This window comes from Rhodovulum sp. P5, from assembly GCF_002079305.1.
GTDB lineage: Bacteria > Pseudomonadota > Alphaproteobacteria > Rhodobacterales > Rhodobacteraceae > Rhodovulum.
Map to the genome: position 1 here is coordinate 527,743 of NZ_CP015039.1, position 12,550 is coordinate 540,292.

General features: G+C 65.8%; 16 protein-coding genes. 8 read left to right on the forward strand and 8 right to left on the reverse strand.

Annotation, left to right across the window (positions count from 1 at the left end):
* Positions 1–24 precede the first annotated feature (24 nt).
* Positions 25–756, reverse strand: coding sequence for a phosphonate metabolism transcriptional regulator PhnF (gene phnF, locus RGUI_RS02560; RefSeq protein WP_081531616.1), 732 nt, complete (start codon positions 754–756; stop codon positions 25–27).
* A gap of 94 nt (positions 757–850) precedes the next feature.
* On the opposite strand from phnF, the gene phnG reads away from it, so the two are divergent.
* From phnG to RGUI_RS02600, 8 genes are read left to right on the forward strand one after another with little or no spacing between them, the layout of a single operon-like run.
* On the forward strand, positions 851–1,288 hold the full coding sequence (gene phnG, locus RGUI_RS02565; RefSeq protein WP_081531617.1) for a phosphonate C-P lyase system protein PhnG: 438 nt from the start codon (positions 851–853) through the stop codon (positions 1,286–1,288).
* On the forward strand, positions 1,288–1,866 hold the full coding sequence (gene phnH, locus RGUI_RS02570; protein ID WP_081531618.1) for a phosphonate C-P lyase system protein PhnH: 579 nt from the start codon (positions 1,288–1,290) through the stop codon (positions 1,864–1,866). Before phnG ends, phnH begins: the two co-directional genes overlap by 1 nt.
* On the forward strand, positions 1,851–2,939 hold the full coding sequence (locus tag RGUI_RS02575; protein WP_081531619.1) for a carbon-phosphorus lyase complex subunit PhnI: 1,089 nt from the start codon (positions 1,851–1,853) through the stop codon (positions 2,937–2,939). The genes phnH and RGUI_RS02575 overlap by 16 nt, the downstream gene beginning before the upstream one ends.
* Positions 2,936–3,799 carry an alpha-D-ribose 1-methylphosphonate 5-phosphate C-P-lyase PhnJ gene (locus RGUI_RS02580; protein ID WP_081531620.1) on the forward strand — a complete coding sequence of 288 codons (864 nt, stop codon included), beginning with the start codon at positions 2,936–2,938 and terminating at the stop codon, positions 3,797–3,799. The genes RGUI_RS02575 and RGUI_RS02580 overlap by 4 nt, the downstream gene beginning before the upstream one ends.
* Positions 3,796–4,566: a phosphonate C-P lyase system protein PhnK gene (phnK, locus tag RGUI_RS02585; protein WP_081531621.1), complete on the forward strand. Its 771-nt coding sequence runs from the start codon at positions 3,796–3,798 to the stop codon at positions 4,564–4,566. The genes RGUI_RS02580 and phnK overlap by 4 nt, the downstream gene beginning before the upstream one ends.
* Position 4,567: 1 nt before the next feature.
* Positions 4,568–5,254, forward strand: a complete 687-nt coding sequence (gene phnL, locus RGUI_RS02590) for a phosphonate C-P lyase system protein PhnL (protein WP_081531622.1) — start codon at positions 4,568–4,570, stop codon at positions 5,252–5,254.
* Positions 5,251–5,817, forward strand: coding sequence for a phosphonate metabolism protein/1,5-bisphosphokinase (PRPP-forming) PhnN (gene phnN, locus RGUI_RS02595; protein WP_081531623.1), 567 nt, complete (start codon positions 5,251–5,253; stop codon positions 5,815–5,817). The genes phnL and phnN overlap by 4 nt, the downstream gene beginning before the upstream one ends.
* Before the next feature lie 9 nt (positions 5,818–5,826).
* Positions 5,827–6,999, forward strand: coding sequence for an alpha-D-ribose 1-methylphosphonate 5-triphosphate diphosphatase (locus RGUI_RS02600; protein ID WP_081531624.1), 1,173 nt, complete (start codon positions 5,827–5,829; stop codon positions 6,997–6,999).
* Between the two features lie 255 nt (positions 7,000–7,254).
* Here the strand turns inward: RGUI_RS02600 and RGUI_RS02605 are convergent, their stop codons facing one another.
* The 7 genes from RGUI_RS02605 to phnC all read right to left on the reverse strand — a co-directional run bounded on the left by RGUI_RS02605 (position 7,255) and on the right by phnC (position 12,531).
* On the reverse strand, positions 7,255–7,794 hold the full coding sequence (locus RGUI_RS02605) for a DapH/DapD/GlmU-related protein (RefSeq protein ID WP_253798792.1): 540 nt from the start codon (positions 7,792–7,794) through the stop codon (positions 7,255–7,257).
* A 70-nt stretch (positions 7,795–7,864) separates the two neighbouring features.
* Positions 7,865–8,380 carry a hypothetical protein gene (locus tag RGUI_RS02610; protein WP_081535937.1) on the reverse strand — a complete coding sequence of 172 codons (516 nt, stop codon included), beginning with the start codon at positions 8,378–8,380 and terminating at the stop codon, positions 7,865–7,867.
* Between the two features lie 20 nt (positions 8,381–8,400).
* Entirely contained in the window at positions 8,401–9,351 is a 951-nt protein-coding gene (gene phnE, locus RGUI_RS02615; protein ID WP_081531625.1) for a phosphonate ABC transporter, permease protein PhnE, read from the reverse strand.
* Positions 9,348–10,292 carry a phosphonate ABC transporter, permease protein PhnE gene (gene phnE, locus RGUI_RS02620; RefSeq protein ID WP_081531626.1) on the reverse strand — a complete coding sequence of 315 codons (945 nt, stop codon included), beginning with the start codon at positions 10,290–10,292 and terminating at the stop codon, positions 9,348–9,350. Before phnE (RGUI_RS02620) ends, phnE (RGUI_RS02615) begins: the two co-directional genes overlap by 4 nt.
* The gene (locus RGUI_RS02625) at positions 10,289–10,720 is read right to left on the reverse strand and encodes a GNAT family N-acetyltransferase (protein ID WP_081531627.1); all 432 of its coding nucleotides are present in this window, start codon (positions 10,718–10,720) and stop codon (positions 10,289–10,291) included. Before RGUI_RS02625 ends, phnE (RGUI_RS02620) begins: the two co-directional genes overlap by 4 nt.
* Positions 10,721–10,765: 45 nt before the next feature.
* Complete coding sequence (phnD, locus tag RGUI_RS02630; RefSeq protein ID WP_081531628.1) at positions 10,766–11,683, reverse strand: phosphate/phosphite/phosphonate ABC transporter substrate-binding protein; 918 nt, start codon at positions 11,681–11,683, stop codon at positions 10,766–10,768.
* A 32-nt stretch (positions 11,684–11,715) separates the two neighbouring features.
* On the reverse strand, positions 11,716–12,531 hold the full coding sequence (gene phnC / locus RGUI_RS02635) for a phosphonate ABC transporter ATP-binding protein (protein ID WP_081531629.1): 816 nt from the start codon (positions 12,529–12,531) through the stop codon (positions 11,716–11,718).
* Between the last annotated feature and the right edge of the window lie 19 nt (positions 12,532–12,550).

Genomic DNA, 12,550 nt, shown 5'->3' on the forward strand with positions numbered 1-12,550 from the left:
CAGCCCGCCGCCATGCGCGGCGGGCTATTCGCCCGTATGCTTCAGGGTCAGCGAGATCCGGTCGCCGGCAAACCATGTCTGGCCGAATTCGACCGGGCGCCCGGTGTCATCCACGCTGATCGAGGACACGAACAGCACCGGCGCCCCTTCCCGCAGGCGCAGTTGCGCGGCCTGCGTCGCCGTGGCGATCTGGGCCGACAACCGGGTCGAGGTCCGCGTGTAGTCCGACACGCCGACCGCGGCCAGCGCCTCGGTGATGCTGGGCTGCCGCTTCAGGATATCGGCAAGCCCGGGCAGACGATGCTCGGGGAAGCGGCTCTCGGCCACGGCCACCGGAACGCCATCGGCGAACGAGAGCGAATGGGTGCAGCAGATCGTGGCCCCTTCGGGCAGGTCGAGGCGTCGGGCATCCTGCGCCGTGGCCGCGCGGGTTTCCACCTGTAGCATCTTCTTCTCGGGCAGGCGCCCCGCGGCCAGCAGGTTCTGGTGAAACCGCACCCGGTCGCCGATGGGATAGTCCAGTGGCCGCGCCAGAACGAAGGCCCCTGCCCCGCGACGGGTATGCACCAGACCATCCTCGACAAGGCGGGACAGCGCATGGCGCACCGTGTGGCGGTTCACGCCAAAGCGGCGTGAAAGCTCCGCCTCGGTGGGCAGCTTGTCCCCTTCGCCATACTGACCCTCGGCAATTGCAGCCCGAAGGCTGTCGGCGATGGCCAGCCACAGGGGCGTCTTCTTCAGCGGGGCCTCGTCCATCCTGTCACCAAAATTTCACGCATTGCCGATGGCGCCCGGTCACTGGCTGGGGCATAATATGTCTAGTTGTATAGTATTGCGAAGGCTTGTCTAGATGGACACTGCAAGGAAAGAGTGGATGGGCCTCCTTGCGCGGGCGCCAGAGGGTCGGATTGCCGATCTTATGGGCGACGCGGGCCTTTCCGCCGAATTCGAATGGCTGCGCCGCCCCGAAACCGGCAGCGTGATGATCCGCGGCCGGGCCGGCGGCACCGGCGCGGCCTTCAACCTGGGCGAGATGACGGTGACGCGCGGGTCGCTGCGGCTGCCCGACGGCGTCGTCGGCCACGGCTATGTGCAGGGCCGCAGCAAGAGCGCGGCCGAGGCCGCCGCACTGGCCGATGCCCTTTTGCAGACGGACCGCGCAGCCGATGTCGAACGCGCCGTGATCCTGCCGCTCCGGCGGGAAGAAACGGATCGCCGCGCCACCCGCGCGCGCAAGGCCGCTGCGACGAAGGTGGAATTCTTCACCATGGTCAGGGGAGAGAACTGATGGCAGCAGCAGCCCTGAGCGGCGGTTTCGCCGACCCGGCCCGCGACGCGTCCTACGCGTTCCGCGCCCTTATGAAGGTCATGGCCCGACCCGGGCAGATCGAACAACTGGCGCCGGTCACGGCGCCTGCGCCCCTGTCCCCCGCGGCGGGGACGGCACTGTTGACGCTTTGCGATCCCGAAACGCCGATCTATCTGGCCGGGGATGCCGATTGCGAACTGGTGCGCGACTGGCTGCGCTTCCACACCGGGGCGCCGCTTGTCGGGCCTGAGAACTGCAGCTTCGCGGTGGGCGCGTGGGACGCACTGATGCCGCTGTCGCCCTATCCGCTGGGCACGCCGGAATATCCCGACCGCTCTGCCACCCTGATCGTCGAGATGTCCGACCTGGAGGCAGAGGGCACCACCCTGACCGGCCCCGGCATCCAGACCACGGCGGCCCTGTCACTGCCCGATCCCGAAGCGCTCAGCCGGAATGCGGCACGCTTCCCGCTCGGGCTCGATTTCTTCTTCACCTGTGGCGACCGCATCGCGGCCCTGCCGCGCAGCACGAGGATCGGCGCATGTATGTCGCGGTAAAGGGGGGCGAACGGGCCATCGACAACGCCCATAGCTGGCTGGCCGAAGAACGCCGCGGCGATACCGCGGTGGGCGAACTCAGCATCGCCCAGATCCGGGAACAACTGTCGCTGGCGGTCAACCGGGTGATGGCCGAGGGCTCGCTTTACGACCCCGATCTGGCGGCGCTGGCGATCAAGCAGTCCCGCGGCGACCTGATCGAGGCGATCTTCCTGATCCGCGCCTATCGCACCACCCTGCCCCGGTTCGGCTATTCCCAGCCCATCGACACCGGCGGGATGGTCTGCGACCGGCGTATCTCGGCCACCTTCAAGGACTTGCCCGGGGGGCAGGTGCTTGGGCCGACCTTCGACTATACCCACCGTCTGCTGGACTTCAAACTGGCCGCCGAGGGCGAAACGCCCGAAGCCCCCGAGCGCGTGTCCGAAGACGGCCCCGTGCCCCATGTCACCAGCTTTCTGAACCGCGAGGGCCTGATCGAAGAGGCACCGCCCGAGGACGAAATCCCACCCGACATCACGCGCGAACCGCTGGAACTGCCGGCAGAACGCAGCCTGCGCCTTCAGGCGCTGACCCGTTCGGACGAAGGGTTCACCCTCGGCCTTGCCTACTCCACCCAGCGCGGCTTTGGCCGCACCCATGCGTTTGTGGGTGAGCTTCGCATCGGCGCCCTGCCCGTCGAGATGGAGATCCCCGAACTCGGCTTTTCCATCGAGATCGGAGAGATCACGGTGACCGAATGCGAAACCGTGAACCAGTTCAAGGGATCGAAGACCGAACCGCCGCAATTCACCCGCGGCTACGGCCTCGTCTTCGGACAATCAGAGCGCAAGGCGATCTCGATGGCGCTGGTCGATCGGGCCCTGCGATGGGAGGAACTGGGCGAAGACGATATCGGCGCCCCGGCGCAGGATGCCGAATTCGTCCTGTCCCATTGCGACAACATCAAGGCGACCGGGTTTCTGGAGCATATCAAGCTGCCCCACTATGTCGACTTCCAGTCCGAACTGGAATTGATCCGCAAGCTGCGCCGCGAGGCCGCCGCCAATGTCGCGAAGGAGGCCGCGGAATGAACGCCTACAACTTCGCCTATCTCGACGAACAGACCAAGCGGATGATCCGCCGCGCGATCCTGAAGGGGCTGGCGATCCCCGGCTATCAGGTGCCCTTTGCCAGCCGCGAGATGCCGATGCCCTATGGCTGGGGCACCGGCGGCGTACAGGTCAGCGCCGCGACGCTCACCCCCGATGACGTCTTCAAGGTGATCGACCAGGGCGCGGACGACACGACCAACGCGGTCTCGATCCGGAAGTTCTTCGAGAAGACCGCAGACGTCGCGACGACCACCGCCACGTCGGAGGCCACCGTCATCCAGACCCGCCACCGCATCCCCGAGGAGGAGCTGACCGAGGATCAGATCCTCGTCTATCAGGTGCCGATCCCCGAACCCTTGCGCTTCCTCGAACCGCGGGAAACCGAAACGCGCAAGATGCACGCGCTGGAGGAATACGGGCTGATGCATGTGAAGCTCTACGAGGATATCGCCCGGCACGGGCACATCGCGCGCGCCTATGCCTATCCGGTAAAGGTGGAAGGGCGCTATGTGATGGATCCCTCCCCGATCCCGAAATTCGACAACCCCAAGCTTGAAATGGCCGCGATCCAGTTGTTCGGCGCCGGGCGGGAACAGCGGATCTATGCCCTGCCGCCCTATACCGAGGTCGTCAGCCTTGATTTCGAGGACCACCCCTTCGATCCCTCAAAGGCGCCGCATCCATGCGGGCTTTGCGGGGCCGAGAACAGCTATCTTGACGAGGTCATCGTGGACGACCAGGGCGGGCGGCTTTTCGTCTGCTCCGACACCGACTTTTGCGAACGCCGCCGGGCCGCGGGCCATCGCGGCAAGGATCTGGCTGGGGAGGCCGCCGAATGACCCCGCTTCTTTCCGTCCGCAAGCTGACCAAGACCTATGGCGCGCAGATCGGCTGTGCCGACGTGTCCTTCGACCTTTACCCCGGTGAGGTGATGGGGATCGTGGGCGAGTCCGGCTCTGGCAAGTCCACGCTTCTGAACTGCATGGCAGGCCACCTGCCCCCCGATTGCGGAGAGGTCGTCTTCGACACCCGCGCCGACGGCCCCAAGGATACGCTGACGATGTCCGAACCCGAACGGCGCATGCTGTCGCGCACCGACTGGGCGTTTGTCCACCAGAACCCGCGCGACGGGCTGCGGATGAATGTCAGCGCCGGGGGCAATGTGGGCGAACGGCTGATGGCCGTGGGCGCCCGCCATTACGGCAATATCCGCGGGCGCGCCGCCGACTGGCTGGGCCGGGTGGAAATCAGCGAAACCCGGATCGATGACCGCCCCACCACCTTTTCGGGCGGCATGCAGCAGCGGCTTCAGATCGCGCGGAACCTTGTGACCGGGCCGCGGCTGGTGTTCATGGACGAACCGACCGGGGGCCTTGATGTCAGCGTGCAGGCCCGTCTGCTGGATTTGCTGCGGGGGCTCGTCCGCGACATGGGGCTGTCGGCTATCGTCGTCACCCATGACCTGGCCGTGGTGCGGCTGCTGGCCGACCGGCTGATGGTGATGAAAGACGGCTATGTCGTCGAAACCGGCCTGACCGATCAGGTGCTGGACGACCCGCAACATGCCTATACCCAACTCCTCGTCAGCTCCGTCCTGCAGGTGTGACATGATCGAGATCTCAAGCCTCTCCAAAACCTTCACGCTGCACAATCAGGGCGGCGCCGTGATCGACGTGATGCATGGGGGCGCATTGAACGTCGCCCCCGGCGAATGCGTGGCCCTGACCGGGGTGTCGGGCGTCGGCAAATCCACCCTGATGCGCATGATCTATGGCAACTACCTGACGGCGGCGGGCCATATCCTCGTCAACGGAGTCGATGTCGCCACGGTCGAGCCGCGGGAGATTATCGACCTGCGCCGCCATACGCTTGGCTATGTAAGCCAGTTCCTGCGCGTGGTGCCCCGGGTGCCGACCATCGACGTGGTGGCAGAGCCGCTTCTGGCCGTGGGCGAGGAGGCCGACAGCGCACGCGACCGGGCCCGGACCCTGCTGGCGCGGCTGAACCTGCCCGAACGGCTGTGGTCGTTGTCGCCGACGACATTTTCGGGCGGCGAGCAGCAGCGGGTCAACGTGGCCCGCGGCTTCGTCTATCCCTATCCCGCCCTTCTGCTGGACGAACCCACGGCAAGCCTTGATGGCGCCAACCGGGAAGTCGTGCTGTCCCTGATCGAAGAGGCCAAGGACCGCGGGGCCGCCATCGTCGGCATCTTCCACGACGAGGACGCCCGCGCCCGCGTCTGCGACCGGGAGGTCGACGTCTCGGTCTTCGCGCCCGCACAGGCTGCCTCGTGACCGGACGGCTGATCGGCATCGTCGGCCCCTCGGGCGTCGGCAAGGACAGCCTGATGCAGGCGCTTGCCGACCGCGCTCCCGGCTTTGGTCTGGTCCGCCGCGTCATCACCCGTGACCCGGCGCTTGGCGGAGAGGACTTCGACCCCGTGACGGAGGAGGCGTTCGAGGCGCTTCTGCGCGCGGGGCGTCTGTGCCTGCACTGGCGCGCCCACGGCCTGCGCTATGGCATTCCGGCCGAGGTGCAGAGACGCATGGCCAACGGCGATGACATGCTGGTCAACCTCTCCCGCCGGGCGCTGACAGATGCGCTCGATACCTTTCCGGACCTCGTCGTGCTGAACGTCACCGCCCGGCCAGAGACGCTGGCCGCGCGGCTTGCCGGACGCGGGCGGGAAACGGCCGAGGATATCGCCGCGCGCCTGGCGCGGGCCGACCTACCGATCCCCGACGGTGTTCCCTACATCACGATCTCCAACGATGGCCCGCTCGAGGAAACCGTCGACCGGGTCCTTGCGGTGCTGAACCGCGAAAGCGCCCAGGCGCACCCGCCCCAACCTGTTTGAAAGGCCCCCATGAACTCCCCGATCCTGCCCGCCGCCGCCCAACCCCGTGCACAAGCAGGGGAGCTTTGCCTTGCCAACGGCCGGATCGTAACCGCAGAGCGTGTGTTCACCGGCGCGGTCACGCTGAGTGACGGCCACATCGTGGACGTGGCCGAGGGCAGCCGCGTGCCCGCAGGCGCGCTCGATTTAGACGGCGACTTTCTGATCCCGGGCCTTGTCGAGGTGCATACCGACAACCTCGAACGCCATATCGAGCCGCGCCCCAAGGTCCACCTGCCCCACCGCCCCGCGATCCTTGCCCATGACGGGGAGCTTGCCTCTTGCGGGATCACGACGGTGTTCGACGCGCTGCGCATCGGCATGCGCTCTCACGAAACCCCCTATGCCCGGCAGGTTGCCAGCGAGATCCTGGAACTCCGCGGCGAGGATGCGCTGCGCGTCCGCCACATGCTGCACCTGCGCGCCGAGATCTGTTCCGAAACCCTGCCCGAGGAACTGGACGCCTTCGATGAAAGTGACCGGGTCCGGCTGGTCAGCCTTATGGATCACACGCCCGGACAGCGGCAGTTCCGCGACGTCGAGAAGCTGAAGGTATACTATGTCGGCAAGCGCGGGTTCACCGATGCCGAGTTCCAGACCTTCTGCACCGCGCAGGCGGCCCTGCGGGACCGGGTCGGCGCCCTGCACGAACAAGCGACGGTGGCCGCCGCCGCCCGGCTTGGCGCGACGCTGGCCGGCCATGACGATACCACGGCAGAGCATGTGGCGCATTCCGCCGCGATGGGCATCCATCTGGCCGAGTTTCCCACGACGGTCGAGGCGGCAGAGGCCTGCCACGCGGCCGATATCCGCATCATCATGGGCGCGCCCAACATCATGCGCGGCGGGTCCCATTCGGGCAACGTGTCCGCGCTGGATCTGGCAGAGCGATCCCTGCTGGACATCGTCTCGTCAGACTATGTGCCGTCCGCCCTGATCCAGTCGGCCTTCCGTCTGGCGGCGCTTTGGGAGGACCTGCCGCGCGCCATCGCCACGGTCACGCGAAACCCGGCCGATGCCACCGGCCTGAAGGACCGGGGGCGCATCGAAACGGGCGCGCTGGCAGACGTCGTCCGGGTGCGCCCCTTGCGGGACACGCCCGTGATCCGCGGCGTCTGGCGCGGCGGCCGGCAGGTCGGCTAGGCTGGCGTCAGGAGCGCACCGCGGTCCGCGCGGTCAGGAAACGGAACAGCCGTTTCAACACCGGGCCGGGGCCGAAGAGGCAGGACAGCACGAAACGGAGCGGGTCGATTTCCGTCATTGTCAGATCCTTTCAGGTTGCTTGGGGTGACGGGAAGGGTTGGGTTTTGCACAGGCCCGAACGGCCGGCATCGCGGGATGCGGCCCCGATGTCCGCGGGCGGCCGGGCAAATTCATGCAAGGCGTCGGGCAGAAGCATCAGGAATACCGCTCGATAAAGGCGTCGATCTCCAGCCGCCGGATATCCGGCAGGGCGGCTTTCAATTCGGCATGGGACCAGTTCCACCACGCGATCCGTTGCAGCGCCTCGGCCTGGGCCTCGGTGAAACGCCGCTTGATCGGATGGGCGGGCACACCGCCGACGATGGTGTAGGGGGGCACGTCCTTGCTGACCACGGCCCCGGCACCGATGACGGCCCCATCGCCGATGGTCACGCCCGGCAGAACCGTCACGCCATGGCCGATCCAGACATCATGACCGATGGTCACCCAGTGGTCGCGACGCCACTGAAAGAACTCCGAATCATCCTCGCCCAGATCGAACTGGGCGGCGCGATAGGTGAAATGGTGCTGCGCGGCGCGCCACGTCGCGTGGTTGCCGGGATTGATGCGCGCGCCCTCGGCGATCGAGCAGAATTTGCCGATGGTCGACCAGACGACATTGCCCCCCGAACGATGTAGGAGTAGTCGCCGAACGTGACCTCCCGCATCGTGACATGGGCATAGATTTCGGTCCACTTGCCCAATGTGCAGTCGATCAGCGTGGCGGTTTCATGGACGGTGGGCTCTTCGGACAGGGACTTGGCACTCATGGCAAACTCTCCAGAAAACGGGCGACATCGGCGCGGGACCGCAGATGCCAAATGGCCAGATGGCGCGGTGGGTTCGCAAAGATCGCGGCAAGCTTTGCCCGGCCCGTGGCCCGCGTGCGCCACATGTAGTGGAAGAGTTCTCGCTTGCCGGGGCCGAAGTTTTCGGGACATCCCTCCGGCAGATCCGGGCGCGAACGGCCCCAGGACCGAAGAGTGCGAAAGAACACCCGCCAGAACCGCAGCGCCAGCGACATGTCGAGCCAGACGAAGCTGTCGGCCCGGGCCAGGCGTTCCGAATAGGTCGTGGAATGGCCGCCTTCGAAGACCCAGCGATCCTGTGCCTGCACGGACCGGACAAGCGCCAGTTTCTCTTCGGGGGTTCGCTCAACCCAGCCGGGTTTCCAGTGGATGTGATCCATGTGGAACACCGGCAGCCCGGTGCGCCGCCCGACCTCTCGGGCCAGCCAGCTCTTGCCCGAACCGGGCCCGCCACAGATCATCACTCTCTGCATCGAGGTCGCCATCCCGTGCCTTACCAACTGCCGATCAGCCGCGTCCGAATCTGGGCCGACAGCCAGTCGATCAGGTAGACCATCAGGATGATCAGGAAGATAATCGACCACGCCTCATCCCAGCGATAGGCGCTGATCCGGTCCGACAGCAGGAACCCGATGCCGCCCGCACCCACGATCCCGAGGATCGTGCCAGAGCGGACGTTGGACTCGAAATTATACAGGATGATCGACAGGATCACCGGCGCCACCTGCGGCATGACCCCGAAGCGAACCTGCTGCATCCGCCCGCCACCCGCGGCCTTGACCCCCTCCACCGGTTTGCCAGAGGTATTTTCGATGGCCTCTGAAAACAGCTTGGCAAAGGTGCCGATTTCCGACACGGCGATGGCAAGGATGCCGGGCAGCGGGCCAAGCCCGAAGGCGCGGATGAAGATCAGCGCAAGGATCAGCGTCTCGAACGCCCGGATGATGTCATAGCCCCGCCGCACCGTCAGGCGGAATGGCGTCAGCCGGTTGATGTTGTCCGCCCCGAGAAAGGACAGCGGAAAGGCGATAACCGCCCCCAGCAGCGTGCCGAGGAACGCCATCGACAGCGTCTCGCCCAGCCCCTTGGCGATTTCGCTGAACTCCGCCCAGCTTTTCCAGACGTAAGGGGGAAACATGAAACCGGCGACGCGACCAAACCGCGAGAAGCCTTCCAGAATACGGTCGATGGGCAGCGTCCAGCTGAACACCCACACCTCTTCGCGCCGGTCAAAATACCAGAAGGTCTGCCACGGCTCGAAGGCGCCGGTCTTTTCATCGAAAAGAACGATGCGCACGAAATCGAACACAACGATGCAATAGGCAAACAGGCCCAGAAACAGCGCCCAGATCACCGCACGCCGCAGCCGCACAGTCAGCGGCGCACTGAAGGCGCGCGGAAGCCGGGCGCGGGCCGCGGCGATTTCGGAGTCGGTGATGCTCATGGCCGTTCCTCCCTTCCGATCAGCGCATGCCGCAGCCGTTCGGAGCCGTAGTCGATGCAGACCACCGTCAGCAGGATGATCACGAACAGCGCCGACAGGTCCGTGTATTCCTGAAAGCTCATGGCGGTGCGGAACTCCTGCCCCAGACCGCCCGCGCCGACATAGCCGATGATCGAGGACGACCGGACGTTGATCTCGAACCGAAGCAGCGTGTAGCTGACGATGTTGGGCAGGACCTGCGGCACCGCCCCATAGCGGATCTGGTCGAACCATGTGCCACCGGCGGCCTTCACACCTTCAAGCGGCCCCATGTCGATGTTTTCGTTCACCTCGGAATAGAGCTTGCCCAAGGCGCCGGTGGCATGCAGCCCGATGGCCAGCACCCCGGCCATCGGTCCGACCGAGAAACAGAAGACGAAGATCAGCGCCCAGACCAGTTCCGGCACGGTCCGGGCGATTTCAAGAAACCGGCGCGTGGGCCACAGCACCGACTTGCTGGGGGCAAGGTTCCGTGCCGCGGGAAAGGACAGCATGAAGCCCCCGATCACGCCCAGCGTGGTGGCCATGAAGGCGATCAGGATCGTCTCGACCAAGAGTTTCAGCCAGACCTTCCAGCGCCAGAACCACTCGGCGAAATCGGCACCCAGACTGTCCCAGCGCAGCACCGGCAGCGTCTTTTCGATATATTCGCCCAGCCGCGGCAAACCAGCGGCCAGAAGCCATCGCCATTCGCGCGAGCCATCGACATTGGTCACCTGCGTGACCTTGAAGAAATCGCCCAGCCACGCGGTGACCATGAAAATGGCAAAGAAGACTGCGGCACCGACCGCCCAGCTGATCCGCGCGCGGCGGCGCCTTAGCGCGTAGTCGGCCTCGAAAGCCGCAATCGCGCTTGGGCCGGAAACCGGGGGGTTGGCCGTGAACTCGGCGGTGACGGTCATTTGGAAGTCCAGCGGTAGCGGATATCAGGCAGACGCTCTTCATTCAGGGCGCCATCGGTCCGGCCGATCTCGGCAAAGCCTTCGCGGCGATAGAAACGCAGGGCACCGGTATTGGCCTCGAAGGTCCAGAGGTCCAGAACCGGGCTGGCCCTTTTCGCGGCATCGAGCAGCGCCGCCCCCACACCTTGCCCCCGCGCGCAGGCGGCAACGTAAAGCGCGCCCAGTTCGGTGCCCGCCCGCGACAGGAACCCGTCTATGCCCGCGGCACCGTCCCACACCGTGACACGGCCCGCGCCGATCAATCGGCACAGAAAGGCGTGGTCTTCGGCGGGCGTGTGCAACATCGGCATCCAGGGCGTTTCGGCGACCCACGCGCCCATGATGCGGGCGCAGGCGGCGGCGTCTTCAAGGGTGGCAGGCCGGATCATGGAAAAAGGAGCGGGCCGAAACCCGCTCCTGTCCTCAGCCCCGGCTTACGAGCCGCGGCGCTTTTCCTTGATCCACTGGCGCATGTCGACGATCCACTGGTAGCGGTCGTGGTTCACGCGCGCGAAACCGACGGACGGGTTGTCGTCTTCGGGGTTGAACGAGGAGTAGAGCTTGTAGCCTTCGGGATCGGCTTCGGGGAAGCTCTCGATGGCCACGGTGATCTCTTCGATCATCTCGGCGGGCAGGTTCTTGCGGAAGGTCCAGGGGCCGGAGGTGATTTCCGGGCTGGTCCAGATCTTGCAGATGACGCCGGGCTCGATCATGCCCTTGTCTTCCATGCGCGAATAGACGCTGCTGGTTTCGGTGCTCTGATAGGTCGAGGCGGTGTCGAAGGTGCCGTTATAGACGCCCTGCACGTCGGCCTCGTGGCTGCCGCCAAAGGGGATCGCGGCGAAGTATTCTTCGGGGACGATGCCTTCCTTGGTGATGAAGTTGAAGTAGGGCACCGCGTAGCCGGAGGTGGAGTCGGGGTCGGCAAAGGCGTGCACCTTGCCCTTGGCGTCGGCGAGGCTCTTGATACCGCTGTCGCAACGGGTCACGACGATCGAGTTGTAGCCGGTCGTGCCGTCCTTCTTCATGGTGGTCAGCGTCGGGACAACGCCGCCATCGGTGGCGGTGTAGACAGCCGCGTAGGAGGACGAACCGAAGCGGGCAACCTCGATCTGGTTGGCGGCGATGGCCTGGATCACGCCGTCATAATTGCCGGCGGTGAAGATTTCGACCTTCACGCCCAGCTTGTCTTCCAGATAGGCGCGCAGGGGTTCGTTGCGCATCAGGCGGTCCTTCTCGTTCTCGCCCGAGAGGATGCCGAATTTGACGACCTGATAGTCGTCCTTCCAGCCATCGGCCAGCGCCGGGCCGGCGATCAGCGCAACCAGCGCCGCGGTGGTCATCAGTTTCATGGGGTCTTCTCCATATGGTTGGCAGCTTGGGGTCAGGCGGGCTCGTGCACGCCCGTCTTGCGCACGGTGGTGGAGGTCACCGCTTCGTTGAACTCGGCCAGTCCCTCGGCCCCGTAGATGTCGCGCACCACGTCATCGGTCAGTTGCCGGGCCGTGCCGTCGAACATCACGCGGCCTTCGCGCATCGCGATGATCCGGTCGCAATAGGCCCGCGCGGTGTCGAGGGTGTGAAGGTTCACCAGAACGGTCAGCCCGTCCTCGGCATTGATGCTGCGCAGCGCCTCCATCACCCGGGTGGCGTTGCCGGGGTCGAGGCTGGCAATCGGTTCGTCGGCCAGCATGATCCGCGGCTCCTGCACCAGCGCGCGGGCGATGGCCACGCGCTGCTGCTGGCCGCCCGACAGCGTGCCGGCGCGTTGAAGCGCCTGCGGCACCATGTCCAGCCGGTCGAGCGCGCGGATCGCCATGGCGCGTTCGGCGTCGGAAAACTGCATCGCCATCGACGACACGAACCCCCGTCCCGACAGGCGCCCGACCAAGACGTTGGTCAGTACATCCAGACGATCGACAAGGTTGAACTGCTGAAAGATCATCGCGCAGTCGCGGCGCCACGCCCGGAGCGCGCCACCGCGCAGCGCGGTCACCTCGGTCCCGCCGAAGGTAATGCTGCCCTCGGTCGGATCGATCAGGCGGTTGACCAATCGCAGCAGCGTGGATTTCCCCGCGCCCGACCGGCCGATGACGCCGACGAACTGTCCCGGCTCGATCGACAGGCAGACGGAGTCGACGGCGCGGATGTCGCCGAACTGCTTGGTCAGATTGGATAGTGTTAACGTGGCTTTCTGCATGGCGCGGCTTTTGGCCGAC

What these genes read in the sequence shown, in the direction of transcription:
- phnL (WP_081531622.1), top strand. Translation starts at nt 4,568, where the DNA reads ATGATCGAGATCTCAAGCCTCTCCAAAACCTTCACGCTGCACAATCAG.
- phnE (WP_081531626.1), bottom strand. Translation starts at nt 10,292, where the DNA reads ATGACCGTCACCGCCGAGTTCACGGCCAACCCCCCGGTTTCCGGCCCA.
- RGUI_RS02610 (WP_081535937.1), bottom strand. Translation starts at nt 8,380, where the DNA reads ATGCAGAGAGTGATGATCTGTGGCGGGCCCGGTTCGGGCAAGAGCTGG.
- RGUI_RS02600 (WP_081531624.1), top strand. Translation starts at nt 5,827, where the DNA reads ATGAACTCCCCGATCCTGCCCGCCGCCGCCCAACCCCGTGCACAAGCA.
- phnE (WP_081531625.1), bottom strand. Translation starts at nt 9,351, where the DNA reads ATGAGCATCACCGACTCCGAAATCGCCGCGGCCCGCGCCCGGCTTCCG.
- RGUI_RS02575 (WP_081531619.1), top strand. Translation starts at nt 1,851, where the DNA reads ATGTATGTCGCGGTAAAGGGGGGCGAACGGGCCATCGACAACGCCCAT.
- RGUI_RS02625 (WP_081531627.1), bottom strand. Translation starts at nt 10,720, where the DNA reads ATGATCCGGCCTGCCACCCTTGAAGACGCCGCCGCCTGCGCCCGCATC.
- phnG (WP_081531617.1), top strand. Translation starts at nt 851, where the DNA reads ATGGACACTGCAAGGAAAGAGTGGATGGGCCTCCTTGCGCGGGCGCCA.
- phnF (WP_081531616.1), bottom strand. Translation starts at nt 756, where the DNA reads ATGGACGAGGCCCCGCTGAAGAAGACGCCCCTGTGGCTGGCCATCGCC.
- phnD (WP_081531628.1), bottom strand. Translation starts at nt 11,683, where the DNA reads ATGAAACTGATGACCACCGCGGCGCTGGTTGCGCTGATCGCCGGCCCG.
- RGUI_RS02580 (WP_081531620.1), top strand. Translation starts at nt 2,936, where the DNA reads ATGAACGCCTACAACTTCGCCTATCTCGACGAACAGACCAAGCGGATG.
- phnK (WP_081531621.1), top strand. Translation starts at nt 3,796, where the DNA reads ATGACCCCGCTTCTTTCCGTCCGCAAGCTGACCAAGACCTATGGCGCG.
- phnH (WP_081531618.1), top strand. Translation starts at nt 1,288, where the DNA reads ATGGCAGCAGCAGCCCTGAGCGGCGGTTTCGCCGACCCGGCCCGCGAC.
- phnC (WP_081531629.1), bottom strand. Translation starts at nt 12,531, where the DNA reads ATGCAGAAAGCCACGTTAACACTATCCAATCTGACCAAGCAGTTCGGC.